This is a genomic window from Winogradskyella sp. (assembly GCF_028282165.1).
In the GTDB taxonomy this organism is placed as follows: domain Bacteria; phylum Bacteroidota; class Bacteroidia; order Flavobacteriales; family Flavobacteriaceae; genus Winogradskyella.
The window spans coordinates 93,838-112,237 of record NZ_JANQIM010000024.1; the positions used below are offsets into that span (position 1 = coordinate 93,838).

Sequence of the window (18,400 nt, forward strand, 5' to 3'; positions counted from 1 at the left end):
CCCTTAGTTTATTTCATGTTACATCTCTTTCGCAGTATTTAATCGCTCAAGTATAGCTGCTATTTCGTCTTTTAAGTCTTTTATTAAACACAGGTTTTCTCCCCAAAGAATTTTATTTCCTAGTAATATACTCAACGTGGTCTCAAGGTTATTTTGTGACCAAGCCTTTCTGAAAATATCCAGAACTCTAGGGTCATCTTTAAGTTCAAATCCCGATGGGGAATGACTGTCTCGATAAAGCAAAAATAAATGCGCTAGTACTTCTGTAATATAATGCGGAAGACTACCTTTAATACTGAGATAATCCTTTAATGTAGGAAGTAATCTACTTCTGAATTTAGAAATAGAGTTCAGTTGAATGGCGCTTAGTTGATGTTTTAAGAACGGATTTTTGAACCGGTCGTAAACCTTGTCTTTAAAGTCGTTGGAATCATTATGGTTACGGGATAAAGTTGGTAGTATCTCATCGTTCAACATATTTTCCAAAAATGCGCTCAGCAATTTGTGATGCATAAACTCATCAACAGTTTTAATGCCATTAACCATGCCTAATGCAACCATAGCCGTATGAGCACCGTTAAGGATACGAACCTTGATGTCCTTGTAGGGTTTAATATTCTCAACAAATTGAACATTGAGCTTGGTTTTGTGAACCGGCAAAACTTTATTTATTCCGCCCTTTTTTTCAATGGCCCAAAAATGAAAGGGTTCGCATTCTACCAGCAGTTCATCTTGAAAATCAATTCTCTTATGAAATGTTTCTGGTATTCTAGGATAACCCGATACAATACGGTCAACAAGGGTATTACAAAACACAATGGATTTGCCGATCCATTCAATAAACTCCAAGGATAATTTCCACAACTCACAATATTTTAGAACGAAGCTTTTCAAGGTATCTGCGTTTTTATCAATCAATTCACAAGTCAGTACAAAAATGTGCTCTTCAAGATGCCCCAAATGTTGAAATCTATGAAATAACAATGCCGTTAGGCGGCTTGGAAATGTCTGAGGTGTGCTAATATCAGTGTCCTCATTTTTGAATATGATACCAGCTTCGGTGGTATTGGAAATTATAAATTTTAATTGAGGGTCAAGAGCCAGCTTCAAGAATTTGTTGTACTCCTTTACTGCATTCGTAAGCCCTGTTACGGCATTAATCTTGGTGATTCGGTCAATAATGCTGTTATTTTCAATGCCTCTTTCTATGACATGATATTTAAAGTCTTGGTCAATCAGCTGTTGGGATTTTATCGTATCGAAGGTTTCGACAATCTCAATACAACCGTTAAAATCAGTTTCCTCGTTCAAAATTTCTATCATCCATGTAGAAAAACCTCTTAAAAAATTACCCTTACCAAATTGAATGATTTTTACCGGAAGCTTGTGTTTTGACATAAAAGCAATGGGTTTTTAGAAATCAAAATAGTTTTTAGCGTTGTAATAACATATATCGCCTACTAGTTTCCCTAACCATTTTTCATCCCAAGGAAGGAGACCATTTTTAACATCTTCTCCTATTAAATTGCAGAGAATTCTACGAAAGTATTCGTGTCTTGGAAAGCTCAATAGACTTCTAGAATCTGTAAGCATGCCCACAAAACAGCTCAACAATCCTAAATTAGATAGCGTATTAAGTTGTTTTTCTATGCCATCCTTTTGGTCCAAAAACCACCAGGCGCTTCCAAATTGTACCTTGCCTTTAATACTCCCACCATTGAAATTACCTGTCATTGTGGCAAAAACCTCATTGTCGGCAGGGTTAAGATTGTAGACAATAGTTTTTGCAAGTTGGTTGGTCGATTCCAAATGGTCAAAGAACCTAGCCATCATTTCGGCTTGGCTAAAATCTCCAATCGAGTCAAAACCAGTATCAGGACCAAGCTTACTCAACATGCGATGGTTGGTATTCCTTAAACCTCCCAAATGAAACTGCTGAACCCATCCATGGTCACAATAAGCTCTACATAAGAATGTAAGCAGTTTAAATCTGAAGAACTCTCCCTCTTCAGGATTTACTTGTTCTCCCTCCAATGCTTTTGAGAAAATCTTACCTTCATTTAAATGGTTGTTTTCAACGAAAACTAATGATTCAAGACCGTGGTCAGACAAGCGACAACCATTTTGATGAAAGAATTCAATTCTATTTAATAGGGCACTAAGTAAGCTGTCGTAATCTTCGATAGTTAAGCCACAGGCTGATTCTAATTTTTTAATATAAGACTTATATTGTTCAACATTGGATAAATTATAAGCCTTGTCGGGTCTAAAAGTTGGTAAAACCTTAATATTACTTTTTGCCTTACCAAGTTCCTGATGCGCAGTTAATGAATCTGTTGGATCATCTGTTGTACAAACTGATTCTACATTCATCTGTTGTAATAAGCCCATTGCAGAATACTCATTTAATGCCAATAGATGGTTCGTTTCACTGTAGATATCGTCCGACGATTTTGAATCTAATAAGGAGTCAATGTTAAAATAGCGTAACAACTCCAAATGTGTCCAGTGATACAGAGGGTTACGCATAGTGTAGGGTACACACTCGGCCCATTTTTCAAATTTTTTTTTATCCGAGCCACCACCAGTAATATATTTCTCCTCTATACCTAGGGTACGCATGGCGCGCCATTTGTAATGGTCACCATATAGCCATACTTGCGTGATATTAGAGAATTGCTTGTTTTTGGCCAGTTCTTCTGGGATAAGGTGGTTATGATAATCTATAATGGATAATAATTTTGCATAGTCGTGAAACAATTTTTGGGCATAATTGTTTTGCAATAAAAAATTATCCGTAATGAATGTTTTCATTTTTTACTTTAATTTTAAATTGAGCCGGTTGGAGCTCTTTCTAATAATCAGTTGCGGTTGCAGCATAGTTTTATAAGTTGTAGATAGGTCTAAATCTGATTCTATTTGTTTAAAGAATAAATCTGCAGCTGCTCTACCCATATCTTCAGGGAATTGATCGACTGTACTTAGGGCCGGTTCAACAAATTCTGTAAATGGCTCATTAGAAAAACCTACGACACACACATCTTCAGGAATAGATTTACCTTTACTCTTTAAAGCTTGAATTGCACCTAAAGCAGCATAATCAGAGGCACTGAAAATACCATCGTATGGTTCATTTACTAAAAAGTTACTTACAGCATTAATGCCATCTTCCACTTGAAGGTCACATCGAATCATTAAGTTATTATCCACCGCTATACCATGGTCACTCAAGGCATCTAGATATCCTCTTTGCCTTTCCTTGTAAATGTTGCTTACTTGATGGCTTGTTAGATGAACTATCCGTTTACATTCCTGTTTAATAAGATGTTCAGTAGCCATGTATCCACCCAAATAATCATCAATAACAGCCTTACTGGCGTCAATTGACGTTGTGGTCCGGTCAAATAATACAATGGGAATACCCTGCTTTTGAGCTTCAAGATAGTGGTCAAATTCGGTAGTATTTTTACCTAAAGAACAAAAAATTCCAGCAACTCGTGCATTTAAGAATGCTTTAATGACGTCACGTTCACGATTAATATCTTCATTTGATTGAGCGACAATAACACTGTAGCCTTTATCTAAGGCAATTTCTTCAACCCCTCTAATAACACTAGAAAAAAATGCACGGTCTATCCTTGGAACCACGAGACCTAGGAGTTGGGTAGTTCCCTTACGTAACGCACTAGCGACAAAGTTGGGACGATAGTTGATTTCGTCTGCAACGCGCTGTACTGCTTTTTTTGTACTAACACTTATTCTGGGATGATCGTTTAAAGCTCTGGAAACAGTTGATGGCGTTATATCCAATTTTGCTGCTATGTCCTGTATGGTCGGTTTTCTTTTCAAGATATTGTTTTTAAAAGTGCGCAATTTTTGCGTAATCGTATGCGCAAATATAAATAATTTTGATGATTAAGCATTTCATTCATTACATTCTTTAGGTAATTATGAATTTATTGGTCTTTTCAATATGATAAAAGCAATATAATTAGTTTAAATTTTGTGATTTGATAATTTATTTGTAATTATGCAAACGTTTGCACTGTAAAATTATTTACTATGACGTTTATGAGTATTTATTTGAGGTTATTATGTACTTGCAGCCTCTTAATATCACTAACCGCTTTTTCTCAGAGTAATTCGTCCGAAAAGGGTTCTGTTTCTGGGATTATTTTGGCTAGCGACAATGATGGTGTATTGCCTGGAGCATCTGTCTTCATAGAAGCCCTTAATATTGGAGGTGTGACCGATTTTGATGGAAGATTTTTGATTACAGCTATTCCAGCTGGAAGTCATCAATTACAGATTTCTTATCTTGGTTACACTACAAAAACTATTGAGATAATTGTTAAAGAAGATGATAATCTAAACTTAGGTTCTATAACGCTAGAGCCTTCCTTAAATCAGTTAGGGGAGGTTATTGTTACAGCTTCGATTGAAGGTCAGCAAAAAGCATACAACCAACAACGAAATGCTGACAATATCAAAACTATAGTTTCTGCAGATCTTGTAAATCAATTCCCCGACATTAATGTTGGTGAGGCTTTACAGAGGGTGGCTGGTGTAAATATAGAACGAAATAATGGTGAAGGTGCGAACATAAGATTACGTGGAACACCTAGAAATTATACAACTGTAACAATAGATGGTGCCCAATTACCCACAACAGACGCTGGTGGTAACCGAACGGAATCCCTTGATCTAATTCCAGCAGAATTGCTTTCCTCAATGGAGATTACCAAAGCCTTGTTACCGGAAAATGACGGTGATGCCATAGGTGGTACAGTAAATTTAATTACACCAACAGCAAGAAGTGCTAAAGGTCGAGTAAAAGGAACAGTTGCAGGAGGTTATGCAGATATTTTTGAACGTGGTAGTTTTAGAAGTAAACTTCGATTTGACAAGAGAAGTAAAGACGATAAATTTGGAATAATCGTAGGCGGTAGCTATTACAATACGGTCAATGGCGAGGAACGATTGGAAACTAATTACAGATTCAGAGAAGTAGGACCTAATGAAGAAATGACATATGTACTAGATGAGTTAGCACTTAGGCCTTTATTAAATTTACGAACTCGAATCGGTGCCAACGCGACATTCGATTATAAGTTCAATGAACAAAGTACTATTTTCACGTCATTCTCCTATAATTTTCTAAGAGATCAGAACGAGCGTTATCGGATTCGTTTTAGATCTATGGGTGATTTTCCAGATCCTAATAATCTAAATGTTATAGGAAGCGGCGAAAATAGTTTAGCCCGTTTAAGACGAGATATGTCCGATGATGATGAAAGAAGGGAAAATGTGACTTTTACCGTCGGTGGTAGGAATAATTTGGGTTCATGGGGAAAATTGAACTATGGGTATACCCTTTCAAGGTCTGAAAGAGAGGAGACTTCATTTAGAACAGTATTCAGGGCAACAGGAATTAATTATATTATAGACCGATCTGATCGAGATTTTCCTCAATTTGTGCCTCAAGGTTTTGATGTTAATGATTACAGTCAGTATGAGTTTGGTGGTTATCAGACCGACAATCCTAATTTAATTAATGGCTTCAATCAAACAGGTTACATCAATGTTACTGTTCCCTTGCGTTTAAGCAAGAAGGTAACAGGAGAATTCAAAACAGGTGGTAAGTTTAGATTACAAGAAAATTCAAGGCGAAGATCAAATCTACAATGGGAAGGTTACGATGGAATCTATACTTTGGATCAAGTTGTTGGCGACGACCAAGGCTCGATATTCGAAGGAAGATACAATATGGGAGCTTTTCCTTCACCCTCTCGATCGACTAGGCATTTCAATGCTAATTTTGATCTTTATACTTTTGATCCTGCAGAGAGTACTTTCAATACCGTTTCAAACACTTTTGACGTGGAAGAGAATATCTATGCTTGGTATGGGCAGGGTAAATTGAGCTTTGGTAAGTTTAGTGCGGTATTTGGTGCACGTTACGAGGCGACCGCTACCAATTATCGGGCAAATGTTGTAGAACAAGTGGTAGGCGAAACCACAATTCGATTAGATGAAGGTGGCCCGAGTTACAACTTTTTACTCCCTAGTGTGCATTTAAAATACAGGCTTACCGATAGAACCAATTTAAGAGCTTCCTATTTTGAATCCTTTGCTCGACCTAATTTTATTAATTTGGTACCAGCTGAGAATCGAAATTTTGCGGATAATGAGGTGGAAAGAGGTAATCCCGATCTTGTTCCTGCATTTTCTCAAAACGTTGATGTTCTTTTAGAACATTATTTTAAAGACGAAGGTACGATCAGTTTAGGAGTCTATTACAAGCAAATAGATAATTTTATTTTCACGCAGCAGTCTGTTGTATTAGATGATCCTATTATAGAAGGTTTTGAACTCATACAGCCAGTTAATGGTGAAGTGGCTGATGTTCTAGGGGTTGAAGTAAATTTTGCTAAGAAGTTTACCTTTTTGCCGGGATGGCTTAATGGATTTGGTGTATATGCTAATTATACCTATGTAAATAGTAGTAGTTCATTCACCTTTATAGAAGAAGATGGAACTGTACTTAGAAGGGATGATGTACCCTTAGTTGGTCAAGCAAACCATACATGGAACGCCGCACTTTACTATGATAAGGGCAAATTCAGTATAAGAGGCGCTCTGAACTATAATGGTCGATCATTTGATAGTTTCGACATTATTCCTATTAACGATTTTGTAATAGAAGAACGCTATCAGTTGGATGCCAACGCATCGTATAGAATTAATGATAGACTAACCGTTTTTGCTGAAGCCCAAAACTTGTTAAATACTCCTGTGATCGAATTCAATCAATTCAGGGATCAGGTAACTAATCATGAGATATATGGCATCGTGGCCAGATTAGGGTTAAACTTTAATTTTTAAGAAATGAAAACGTCAAAATTTTTAAGAACAATATTAATTGTAATACCAGTTATCTTTTTGGCATCATGTGAGCTTAATGACGATGAAAACTTTCCAGATCCAACATATCCAGATCCAATAATAAGTGTTGGTGATATAACAGAATTAAATTTAGGTGTTGCCCAGTTGATTAATATTCCAAATTTAAACGTTGAGGGTGCTGTTGGTATAACAAACATCACCATCTCTGAAAATGGCAATGTGCTAGAGAGTCAGAATTTTAACGGTACGTCGGGGGTAGTGAATTCTTCTTTTACATTTCAAGTGCCCGAGGCTTGGTTTAATACCACACGTCAAGTAGTATTTACCGCTAGGGATACTCAAAATAACGTTGGGCAAACTGCAATAACTGTAAATATATCAGAAATTGTACCCCAATACACTATTGAAGATGTTACACTTAATGGACAAGCATTCAAACGCATTACAGGCATCATTAATTTTGACGAAACTTTAGACAGTTCTTCCCTGTGGATTATTTCAGGACAGGTTGAAGTCTTCCAACAAACCACTTTGACGATTTTAGAGGGGACGCAAATTTATGCGGAAACTGAAGATACCCGTTTAGAGGTTAATCAATTGGGCTTAGTAGATTGGCAGGGTACAGCGACCAACCCTATTGTTTTCAATGCTCTGGCCAATGCACCTGGGCAAGGTGCAGGGAATACCGATAGAGGCCAATGGAGCGGCATAGGTATAGAAGGCGCTGGTGGTAATGATAACTCAGGTATAGTGAGGTATGTAAGATTAATGTACCCAGGAAGTAACGATGATTCTATTCAGTTTACAAATGCTGGAGATCAAACCGTTGCGGAATATATTCAAGTGTATCGTCCTGGGGACAATGGTATCAGAGTAAACGATGGTACCATTAATTTAAAGTATATGGTCTCTACTGATCCTTTTGCAAATGAAGCTGGTATTCGATGGAGTGAAAACTGGGATGGTAGTGGTCAATTTTGGGTCGTAAATATGTTAGAAGGTTCGGAGGCTATTCAGGGACGACAGGGTAGTGGTTTTCTTTCTAATATTACTATTACGGGTTCTGCCTTTAACAATTCTTCTGCAAACCCAACTGGTCGTGGATTTAGAATTAGAAATGGAGGTACTGCGAAAATATATAATGCTGTCATTACTGGAGTTGATACAAGTATAAGGTTTAGCAATGGCAGTGAGCAAGGTGTTGTTAACGGTGAAAGCTTTTTTGCAAATTCAGCTTCTTTTAACAATGAAGCTAATAATGGTACAGGTTTTCACAGTACAACAGATTTTTTTAATCCTACAGACAATGATTATATTCCAACATTCAATAACTCGGTGACACCTTTTACTATTGTTGATTCCTATGTCGGAACAGATACAACAAATTCAACATCTGCTGGTGCATTAGATCCCTTTTTCGACGATGTTAATTATGTAGGAGCTGTTGAGGTTGGAAATGATTGGACTTTAGGATGGTGTGTAAATATTGATGGCACACCAAGAAATTAATGTTTACAAGGCAGGTAGGTGCTTTAGTTAATTGATTATAATTTGTAGTTAGGTTAGTTAATTGATAAAGTGGCAATCTAATTTTGGGGTTGCCACTTGTTCTTAACCCATTACATAAATGTATTGTTTTGAAATATCTAAAGTTGACTTTTTACAAACTACTATTCCTCATCTTAGGACTGTATTTAAGTACCTGTCAAAAAGAAAATATGATATTCAATGTGTCAGATTTTGGGGCTATCCCAGATGGAAAAACCTTATCGACAAAAGCCATTCAAGATGCTATTAACTTTACTATTTCAAAAAAAGGAACTTTAGTCTTCCCTAAGGGGACCTATTATTCTGGTGCACTCACTTTAGGTCCGAATATTACAATTGTACTTGAAGAAGGCTGTGTGTTGATGGCGAGTAGTAATCTAGAAGATTATAAACACAACGAGTTTATTTTAGCGCCTTATGCAGATAACCTCACCATAAAGGGTAAAGGTACCATTAACGGTAATGGACGTTCGTTTTTTGATGATAAATGGCAATTTACGGAACGCCCACAACCGTGGATAGACATTAAAGATGCTAAAAATGTAAGAATTGAAGATATAACACTAATTAACAGTCCTTCTCATACATTAAATCTTAGTTATTGTAATGGCGTTAAAGTAAAGGGACTAACTATTAAAAATCATCCACAATCACCAAATACAGATGGTATTGATATCCGAAATTCCTCAAATGTCAGGATTTCAGATTGTGATATCCGAACAGGAGATGATGCCATTTGCGTCAAGAATGATCGAAAACCGGAAAAATGGATAAATAGCAAAGGGGAAGCAAGATCAAAAATTACTGAAAACATACATGTTAGTAAATGTTATATCGAAAGTGATGATTCTGCGTTAAAGCTGGGTACGGGTAGTGGTTACCTTACCCGTAATATTAGTTTTGACCATATCCAAATAAAAAAAACCAGATATGCAATTGCCTTGTTTATGATGGATGGCGGCAGATACGAGGAGATTACCTTTTCTAACATAAACGCCACAACAGGAAGCAGACATAAGCAAGAATATCCAATTTTTATTGATGTCCATACGAGAACTGAAAATGGGAACGTAGGCGATATTTCAAAGATATACTTTCGTGATAGCGAATTTAATACTAGTGGCATCACTTATATCAGTGGTCATCCATTACAGGGTATAGATTCCATTAGCTTTAAAAATGTTAGCTTTAACTATAAGCAACGTTTGGATAATAGCGATTGGGTAAAACCTAAAGGCAATAAAACAATCCAACGTTGGGAAACTGCGGGTGATTACGTGCAAACTAAAGCAGATATGCTTATTGCTCATGCAGACGCTGTAACCTTTGAAAATGTGGTCTTAAAACAGGATAGTATGGTCAAATCCAATTTTGAATTAATTAAGGCTAAAGTTGACACCACTCAAATTAAAATTGAAAACACAAAGCAAAAGGCCTTTAACTAAATATTGAAGCATGAAAAATTCTAACGTCATAATATATCGTAATAGAAAAATCCATTTGCTTTTTTCTGTATTCTTATGGCTTTCATTTTCTTCCTGCGCTCAACAACGAACCTTTAAGCTAGATGCTTCATACAACCAAAGAATAATTGAATCTCTCATGCATGCCACCAGTCACACCATTAACGCCATGCTATCCGAAAACGGTGAAGCAAAAGGAAATTACCGTTGGTTAAAAGGTGAATGGGAAGCTTACGAAACGGCATGGCATACTGGTCAAGCCATTTTCGGTTTGTTAGAGGCTTACAAAATTACTGGAGAACAGCGTGCTTTAGATGCTTCGCTAAAGGCTGGTAATTGGTGGGTAGGTTTACAATTTCCAAAAGGACACCAGCTCGAAGGTTTTCTTAATGCAGTTCATGGAGACAAAATGGGAGAGCTTATCAACACCACAACCATTACAGATGGTACGCCTGGACTATTCCTTTTGTCTAAAGTTACAGGAGATAATACCTATGCAAATGTTGCCACCAATGCAGGTGCTTGGATTTTGGATAACCTTTACATTTTAGATCAACGTCTATCTTATAATATTGTAGATGGTAAAACTGGTGAAATATGGAAAACCAGAAGCCCGCACAAGCAGCATGAAGGATTACCTTTTGATATAAAACATGTGGCCAGACCCAATGCTGAAGGCTATTTATGGTTAGATATGTATCATCATACTGGCCAAGAACGTTATAAAAAAGCCTTTCTAGAAATTTGTGACAAACTCGTGGCAGACCAAAGTCCTAGCGGTTTCTGGATGGATTATGAGCCTAATGACCCTGCAAAAGGTAGAGTCCATGGACGATTCAATACTTGGAATGCAGAAGCATTGGTTGAAGCTTACAAACTCACAGATAACAAAGACTATTTAGAATCTGCTCTAAAATGTGCAGATGCCTTGGCTGGAGTTCAGGATCGTACTGGTGTGATTTGGTATGCCAGTTATTTGGATGGTAATCATGACAAGCGAAGCCCTTGTGGTAGTTGTACCAGTTTTGCAGGAATACTATGGTTGGAGTTGTGGCACTTGGGTTATGACCGTTTCGAACAATCCATTCGAGAAGCACTGGAATTCACTTTAACCAATCAGTTTTCTGAAAACCATCCTGACAAAAATTTAGCTGGGGCTTACTACGGCATTAGACAACGAAGCAAGAAAAATGGTGAAATGCAACTCTATTATAGGGACATCAATACTGCATTTGGAATGCGTTTTTTAAGTGAAATCCATAAAAGTGCTTTCAAAGAATAAATATGAAAAGGTTTGTCATAATCATAATCACTTCTATTTTGATAGTTGGCTGCAAAAAAAATCGAACTACTATAAACGATTTTTCAATTGAATATGCCAAGGCAAAAATAGATACGGCTTGGAATATGACTTATCCAAAGATTGTCAAAAAGATAGTTCCGCCAAAATTTAAACCAGATACAATAGTTGTAAACGACACGATATATTTTAGAGAAAGTTTACATAAAGCTATGACCAAGCTTTCAGAAACCGGTGGTGGCGTTGTTCATATTCCTACTGGGAATTACAAAGTTAACGGGCCTATTGTGTTTCGATCAAATATCAATCTCAATCTTGCTGAAAACGCCATATTAGAATTTTCACCTCATCCAGAAGATTATTTGCCTGTTGTAAAAACTCGCTGGGAGGGTACTTTTGCTATGAATTACAGCCCCTTAATTTATGCCATAGATAAAGTAAATCTAGCAATCACGGGTAAAGGGCAAATCAACGGTAATTGCAAACCCATTTGGTCTGAGTGGAAATTTAAACAAAAAGAAGATAAAAAACGTATCAGACAAATGGGCAATGATCAAATCCCAATTGAAGAACGTGTATTTGGTGAAGGTCATTTTTTGCGCCCTTCGGGCATCCAATTTATTAACTGCCAAAACATTCTGTTTGAAGATTTCACTATTCAAGAAACACCCTTTTGGACCATTCATCCAGTGCTATGTAAGAATGTTATAACACGATATTTAAATATCAAAAAAGGTACTCATAACGATGATGGTTTTGACCCAGAAAATAGTCAGTACGTTCTTATTGAAAATTGCAACATCAACACCTACGACGATTGTATTAGCATCAAGGCAGGTCGTGACCAAGATGGTTGGGACTATCCGCCTTCAGAAAACATTATTATCCGTAACAACACCTTTTCTACAGCTGTTGGTAGTGGTTTTTGTATTGGTAGCGAAATGAGTGGCGGCGTTCAAAATTTGTTTGTCCATGACAATACGCTCAATGGAAGTAAAAAACACGCTTTTCAGTTTAAAAGTAATCCAGATAGAGGTGGTTTTATAAAAGATGTTTTTATCAAAAATTTCAAAGCTTTAGATACTGTAAAATACGGTCTGGAATTTACGACGGATTATAAAGGTTGGAGAGGCAATAAATACTACACGTTGTATAGCGATTTCTATTTTCAAAATATCGATGTTAACAAAGCCACCGATATTTCTATAAAAATCAATGGTAGAAATGAACAAAAAATAAAAAGAGTTTATCTCGAAAATCTTAGTCTAAAGGAATCATCAGCACCTTTTATTGTCAATCATACCCAAAACTTGATATTGAACAAGGTATCCATCAATGGGAAACAGATTACCAACGCTGATGTTAACACAACCCTGAATAAAGACAAAAAATAGTTACTATGTTCGATAGACGGAAATTCTTAAAAGCAACCACGATAGCAGGTGCAGGACTAGCGACTTTACCACTCGTGGCCTGTACTGATAAACCAAAAGTCCTTAAACCTGAAATTCAAGTACAAAAAAAGCCTTTTGCAGGCTCTGCCTTGGAAGAGCGTATCCATCAACGCGTAATGGATACTTTTCCTAGTCCAATTACCATTGATAAAATAGAAGTAATTGATTCAGCCTATGTGAAAAAACGTTTTTTTTGCCGCATTACGGATAAAGAAGGTAATACCGGAGTATCACCTATGAACAAAGGCCGTTTCCGAAGTTCAGAAACCATTTTTGCCAAATTAGCTGCGATGAATTTCATAGGAAAGGATGCTAGAAACATTGCTCATTTACCTGATGAGATTCTAAAAATAGAACGCAATTATAAGTTTGTAAGCCTACCCTATTGGAATGCCATTGGTACTATTGAAATTGCACTTTGGGATTTATTGGGAAGAATTGCTAATCGCCCTGCATATACGTTTTTAGGAGATAAGAAACGTGATGCCTATAAGGTGTACATTTCTAGTTTGGAACGCGAAAAACCCTATGAAGATGAAACGGAACGTGTTTTAAAAACATTGGAGGCAACAGGTGCTAAGGCAGTTAAATTTAAAATAGGTGGCCGTATGAAAAATACAGAACCTTATGTTAAACGCACCAATGACTGGGTACCATACATGCGAAAAAAAGTGGGCGAAAACGTTACTTTGTATGTAGATGGTAACAGTTCATACACTGCAGATGAGGCCATTGAAGTCCTAAAAATGATAGAGTCTTATGGTGTTGAGTTTTTTGAAGAACCATGCTACTGGCAAGACCTATGGTCTCATAAATTGGTAAAAGATGCCGCCACAAGCTGCAAAATAGCAGGTGGTGAACAGGATTTTAGTTTTGACCAGTTCAAACTCATGGCACAAATCGGTGCCATGGATACTCTACAACCTGATGTTTATTACCACGGCGGCATAGTCAGAACCTTAAAGATTTCTTACTTAGCAGACTATTATGGGCTTGGCTTTACACCGCATTCGCCAAAATCTGGCCCAATGGCAGCAGCTCCAAACCAAGTTTTTGCAGTCTGTCCTGTACTATCCCACCATCAAGAATACCGCGTGGGTGGTGAAGAAACTCAAAAGGACTGGCATAGTCCGGTGATTCCTAAAGGCGGCAAGTTAGCCATATTAGAAAAGCCAGGACTTGGTATAGAATATGATAGTAACATCTGGAAAAAAGAAAAAATTTACTGGACCTCAAAGAACAGTTAATATGAAAAAGATTTTAAAATTTCGCCTGAAGAGTAAATTGACACAGATAAACTTATTAAACATAATGCTTTGGCTTTTTGTTTTAAACTTAAATGCCCAATCTACACCACTGATTCAAAACATTTATAGCCGTGATGCAACCTCGCTCAACGGACATTGGAAATTTGTAGCTGACCCTTACGAAACAGGCTACAGAAATCATAGAAATTGGCAGCCTTTTGATAAAGTTGAAAGCACAAAGGCCAGTGCAAAACCCTATTGGACAGACCGTGTGGCAGAATCACCAACTGACCGTGTGGAATACAATTTTAATACCAGTGACGAAATCTTAGTGCCAGGTGATTGGAATACCCAGAAACCAGAATTATTTTACTATGAAGGAAGTGCGTGGTACCGCACAACATTCGATTACGATTTGCCTAGCAACAAACGACTTATCCTATATTTTGGAGGAGCCAATTACCAAACCGATGTCTATCTCAATGGTCAAAAAGTGGGAATGCATCTTGGTGGCTATGACCCATTTAATTTTGACATTACTGAACTGGTTTTACCAAAGCGCAATTCCTTAGTGGTCCGGGTTGATAACCGCAGGGAAAATAATCGTGTACCTGGACTCACAAGTGATTGGTGGAATTATGGTGGTCTAACAAGAGAAGTAAAACTTGTGGAGTTACCAGAAACCTATATTCAGGATTACATGATTCAACTAGACCCCAAAAGCCCAGAAAACATTAAAGGTTTTATTAAGTTGAATGTTAATGAAATTGGACAGAAAATAAATGTTTCCATACCCGAGATAAAACTAGAAATTCAACTCGTTACAAATGCTGAAGGAATAGCTGAACTTAGTATTCCTGCAAAAAAGATTAAAAAGTGGTATCCACAACGACCGAAATTATATGATATAAAAATCAGTGCTTCAGCGGATGTCATTACAGATAGAATTGGCTTTAGAACCATTGAAACAAAAGGGGCAGACATTCTATTAAACGGGCAATCTATTTTTTTAAGAGGGATTTCACTTCATGAAGAAAACCCCATACGTGGTGGTAGAGCTTACAGCAACGAAGATGCAAAAACGCTATTTGGTTGGGCGGAAGAACTTAATTGTAACTTCGTACGTTTGGCACATTATCCACATAACGAATATATGCCAAGATTGGCCGATGAATTAGGTATTTTGTTATGGGAAGAAATTCCAGTCTATTGGGGGATTGATTATGAAAACCCTGAAGTGTTCAACCAAGCAAAAACACAGCTAGAAACCTTGATACAACGCGATAAAAACCGAGCTAGTGTCATTATCTGGTCTCTTGCAAACGAAACACCAGAAGTACCATCTCGTCTTAACTTTCTAAAAAAATTAAAGGCTATTGCCCTAGAAATTGACGATACACGTTTTATCAGTGCAGCACTAGAGCGAGATGAAAAGAGTAAAGCAGATGTGATTACAATTCCAGACCCGTTTGCAGAAGATGTAGATATTATTGCCTGTAATGAATATATTGGTTGGTATTCTGGTCTACCAGACCGTTGCGATGAGGTATCTTGGGAATTGCCAAACAACAAGCCATTTTTTGTTAGTGAATTTGGTGGCGGTGCTTTGTATAATCACCGTGGAGATAAGCTAGAACGATGGACGGAAGATTACCAAAAATACTTGTATGAAAAACAAATAGCCATGCTCAAACGCATACCAACGCTTCGTGGTAGTACACCTTGGATTTTAGTGGATTTTAGGTCGCCACGTCGAAATTTACCTTTAATACAAGACGGTTGGAATCGTAAGGGATTAATCAGTGATGGAGGATTTAAAAAAGAAGCCTATTGGGTACTCAAATCCTTCTATGATGAAATGGAAGCGCAATACCAAATAAAAATAAAGAATTAAATGGACACTGGCGCAGGACTTATGGTGGCTATAGTACTATCAATCATAGTAGTAGTCATTGCCAGTTCTCGCTTTAAGTTTAACCCATTTCTATCTTTAATTTTTGGTTGTCTCGCCTTAGGTCTGTTTACAGGAATGCCTCTAGAGACTTTATTAAAAAGCATTACTTCTGGTTTTGGTAATTTGTTAGCATCTATTGGGTTAATAGTCGTTTTTGGATGCATTATTGGTGCTTATCTCGAAAAATCCGGTGGCGCTAACGCTATTGCCCATCGAATATCAAAATTCGTCAGTCAAAAAAAAACGTTACTGGCTGTAACTTTATTAGGTGCAACCGTAAGTATTCCTGTATTTTGTGATAGCGGATTTATTTTATTAAATGGAATTACACAAGATTTAGCTAAAGCTACTCAAAATAAAAAATCCGTATTAAGTCTTGGCCTTGCAAGTGGATTGTATACCACACATACATTAATCCCTCCAACACCAGGTCCAGTAGCAGCAGCTGGAAATCTAAATGCCATAGATGCCTTAGGGGTTATTATTCTTTTAGGAATTTTAGTCTCTATTCCTGTGCTTTTAGTCTCTATTTTTTTGTCGAAACATTTAGGTAAAAGAATAGAAACAAACGAAATAGCAAAACCAAAAAACACAGATACCTTTAATTTGCCAAAACTCTATAAAGCCTTATCGCCATTGGTAGTACCAATAGTACTAATTGCGATAGGAAGCATCTTAAATTTAGGCCATGAACTTCCTAATTGGATAGCTTTTATTTGCAATCCGACAATAGCACTTCTTGTCGGTGCAGTTTTGGCGATGCTTTTGTTAAAACCACAAACGAAAGATGTGAAACAAGAATCTAAGGATGTACTGGGTAAAACTTCTATTTCAAAGGTAACACAAGATTGGTTTTCTTACGCATTAAAAACAGCAGGGCCAATATTAATCATTACGGGTGCTGGCGGCGCATTTGGTGGTGTTTTAAAAGCTACAACAATATCTGCTGAAGTAGCATCTTGGTTGGAGATTGGAACATCAAGTAGTATTTTTTTGTTGTTGATAACCTTTGGTCTTGCTGCAATTCTTAAAAGCGCTCAAGGCAGTAGTACAAGCGCTATGATTATTACATCAAGTATTCTTGCACCTTTGCTTCCGGTTGTTGGTTGGCAATCATCAATGGAGTTGGCATTAGCTGTTCTTACAATTGGTGGTGGCGCAATGACGGTGAGCCATCTTAACGATAGTTACTTTTGGGTTGTAAGTCAATTTTCTGGTATAAAAACTAAAGATGCGCTTAGGAGTTATACATTAATTTCTGGTGTACAAGGACTAACCGTGTTGACTATAGTTTTAATTTTAAGTATCATTTTAATATGAGCAAGCCTATCAACATTCTTATTGCACCAGACAAGATGAAAGGTACACTTTCTGCAAAAGAGATTTGCGAAATTATTGAAAGCGTCGCTTTAGAAAATAATTATGTAGATTCGATTGGTGATAGTGTAAAATTTAACTGCACTAGTTTGCCACTTGCAGATGGTGGTGACGGTTCATTAAGTGTGCTTAAAAATGTATTACAATTACAAAAAGTAAATTTAAAAGTTAAAGGACCACTTTTAGAACCAATACGATCGCATTATGCTGTAGATAATAAAGGAAATGCATATGTGGAAATGGCAGCAGCGGCTGGCTTGGTTCAGGTGTCACCTGAAAAACGAAATTGTATGCATACCACTAGCTATGGTTTTGGTGAACTTATAAATCATGCAATTTCTAGCGGAATAAAAAAAGTATATCTTTTTCTTGGAGGTAGTGCCACTTGCGATGCTGGTATTGGCATGGCAACAGCACTTGGCTACAAATTTCTTGATAAAGAAGGTAAGCAAATACAACCATTTGGAGGACAATTAAACAGAGTAACTAAAATTGAGTTACCTCAGAATTTAGAAGTAATAAAGCAAACCTCATTTATAACCTTGTATGACGTTAACAACACAATACTTGGTTCACAGGGAGCTGCACCTGCATTCGCACCACAAAAGGGAGCCAATATTCAGGAGGTAAGAATTTTAGAGAATGGCTTAACCAACATTGTGGAACTATTAAAAACTAACAACGATTCATTTGAAAACATAAGACCTGCTAAAGACGACTTTCAAAATTTAGAACAGATAAGAGGTGGTGGCGCAGCTGGTGGAATGGGTTTAGGAACCTATGCTTTTCTTGGAGCGCAGTTAAGTCCCGGTACAGAAGAAATAATGAGATTAACAAAGTTTAGTGAAAGAATTAAAAATCAAAATATTATTATTACTGCCGAAGGACAAATAGATAAAAGTACATTGAATGGAAAAGTACCTTTTGGTGTAGCTCTAGAGGCGAAAAACAGAGGAATTCCTTGCTATGTTATAGGTGGAAGTGTTAAACTAATGGAGATGCAAAAAGACCAACTCGATGTTATAAAGTGGTACAGCCTAAGTGATAGCGTTGGAAAAGTGAAATCGTTGTCCAATCCCAAAGGAGCACTTAGCAAGGTGGCAAAGATAATGTTGGAAGACATTGCCCTACATCATTCAAAAATATAGTTT

The 18,400-nt window shown here is 37.0% G+C and carries 12 protein-coding genes; 9 read left to right on the top strand and 3 right to left on the bottom strand.

Going from position 1 to position 18,400, the window contains the following annotated elements:
- Nucleotides 1-18: 18 nt before the first annotated feature.
- The 3 genes from Q0972_RS09555 to Q0972_RS09565 are packed head-to-tail and all read right to left on the bottom strand — an operon-like array spanning nt 19 to nt 3,849.
- A complete protein-coding gene (locus tag Q0972_RS09555) occupies nt 19-1,398 on the bottom strand; it encodes a tagaturonate reductase (protein WP_299365239.1) in 1,380 nt (459 codons plus the stop codon).
- Between the two features lie 15 nt (nt 1,399-1,413).
- Nucleotides 1,414-2,814, bottom strand: coding sequence for a glucuronate isomerase (gene uxaC / locus Q0972_RS09560; RefSeq protein ID WP_299365241.1), 1,401 nt, complete (start codon nt 2,812-2,814; stop codon nt 1,414-1,416).
- A gap of 3 nt (nt 2,815-2,817) precedes the next feature.
- Nucleotides 2,818-3,849, bottom strand: coding sequence for a LacI family DNA-binding transcriptional regulator (locus Q0972_RS09565; RefSeq protein WP_299365244.1), 1,032 nt, complete (start codon nt 3,847-3,849; stop codon nt 2,818-2,820).
- A gap of 222 nt (nt 3,850-4,071) precedes the next feature.
- Here Q0972_RS09565 and Q0972_RS09570 point away from each other — a divergent pair, with 222 nt between their 5' ends.
- The 9 genes from Q0972_RS09570 (at nt 4,072) to Q0972_RS09610 (ending at nt 18,397) form a co-directional block, all read left to right on the top strand.
- Nucleotides 4,072-6,885 (top strand): TonB-dependent receptor, encoded by a 2,814-nt coding sequence (locus tag Q0972_RS09570; protein ID WP_299365246.1) that lies wholly within the window; start codon nt 4,072-4,074, stop codon nt 6,883-6,885.
- Nucleotides 6,886-6,888: 3 nt separating this feature from the next.
- Nucleotides 6,889-8,415 carry a hypothetical protein gene (locus tag Q0972_RS09575; protein ID WP_299365248.1) on the top strand — a complete coding sequence of 509 codons (1,527 nt, stop codon included), beginning with the start codon at nt 6,889-6,891 and terminating at the stop codon, nt 8,413-8,415.
- A 128-nt stretch (nt 8,416-8,543) separates the two neighbouring features.
- On the top strand, nt 8,544-9,899 hold the full coding sequence (locus Q0972_RS09580; RefSeq protein WP_299365250.1) for a glycosyl hydrolase family 28 protein: 1,356 nt from the start codon (nt 8,544-8,546) through the stop codon (nt 9,897-9,899).
- A 10-nt stretch (nt 9,900-9,909) separates the two neighbouring features.
- Complete coding sequence (locus Q0972_RS09585; RefSeq protein WP_299365252.1) at nt 9,910-11,199, top strand: hypothetical protein; 1,290 nt, start codon at nt 9,910-9,912, stop codon at nt 11,197-11,199.
- Nucleotides 11,200-11,201: 2 nt separating this feature from the next.
- Nucleotides 11,202-12,611, top strand: a complete 1,410-nt coding sequence (locus tag Q0972_RS09590; protein ID WP_299365254.1) for a glycoside hydrolase family 28 protein — start codon at nt 11,202-11,204, stop codon at nt 12,609-12,611.
- 5 nt (nt 12,612-12,616) lie between these two features.
- A complete protein-coding gene (locus Q0972_RS09595; RefSeq protein ID WP_299365256.1) occupies nt 12,617-13,918 on the top strand; it encodes a mandelate racemase/muconate lactonizing enzyme family protein in 1,302 nt (433 codons plus the stop codon).
- Nucleotide 13,919: 1 nt separating this feature from the next.
- The gene (locus Q0972_RS09600) at nt 13,920-15,812 is read left to right on the top strand and encodes a glycoside hydrolase family 2 protein (protein ID WP_299365258.1); all 1,893 of its coding nucleotides are present in this window, start codon (nt 13,920-13,922) and stop codon (nt 15,810-15,812) included.
- A complete protein-coding gene (locus Q0972_RS09605) occupies nt 15,813-17,192 on the top strand; it encodes a GntP family permease (RefSeq protein WP_299365260.1) in 1,380 nt (459 codons plus the stop codon).
- Nucleotides 17,189-18,397 (top strand): glycerate kinase, encoded by a 1,209-nt coding sequence (locus Q0972_RS09610; RefSeq protein ID WP_299365262.1) that lies wholly within the window; start codon nt 17,189-17,191, stop codon nt 18,395-18,397. The genes Q0972_RS09605 and Q0972_RS09610 overlap by 4 nt, the downstream gene beginning before the upstream one ends.
- Nucleotides 18,398-18,400 lie beyond the last annotated feature (3 nt).

Bases quoted from the DNA above. Each gene is read 5' to 3' on its own strand.
- Q0972_RS09610 (WP_299365262.1), top strand. From the start codon at position 17,189: ATGAGCAAGCCTATCAACATTCTTATTGCACCAGACAAGATGAAAGGT.
- Q0972_RS09555 (WP_299365239.1), bottom strand. From the start codon at position 1,398: ATGTCAAAACACAAGCTTCCGGTAAAAATCATTCAATTTGGTAAGGGT.
- Q0972_RS09600 (WP_299365258.1), top strand. From the start codon at position 13,920: ATGAAAAAGATTTTAAAATTTCGCCTGAAGAGTAAATTGACACAGATA.
- Q0972_RS09590 (WP_299365254.1), top strand. From the start codon at position 11,202: ATGAAAAGGTTTGTCATAATCATAATCACTTCTATTTTGATAGTTGGC.
- Q0972_RS09585 (WP_299365252.1), top strand. From the start codon at position 9,910: ATGAAAAATTCTAACGTCATAATATATCGTAATAGAAAAATCCATTTG.
- uxaC (WP_299365241.1), bottom strand. From the start codon at position 2,814: ATGAAAACATTCATTACGGATAATTTTTTATTGCAAAACAATTATGCC.
- Q0972_RS09570 (WP_299365246.1), top strand. From the start codon at position 4,072: ATGAGTATTTATTTGAGGTTATTATGTACTTGCAGCCTCTTAATATCA.
- Q0972_RS09595 (WP_299365256.1), top strand. From the start codon at position 12,617: ATGTTCGATAGACGGAAATTCTTAAAAGCAACCACGATAGCAGGTGCA.
- Q0972_RS09605 (WP_299365260.1), top strand. From the start codon at position 15,813: ATGGACACTGGCGCAGGACTTATGGTGGCTATAGTACTATCAATCATA.
- Q0972_RS09575 (WP_299365248.1), top strand. From the start codon at position 6,889: ATGAAAACGTCAAAATTTTTAAGAACAATATTAATTGTAATACCAGTT.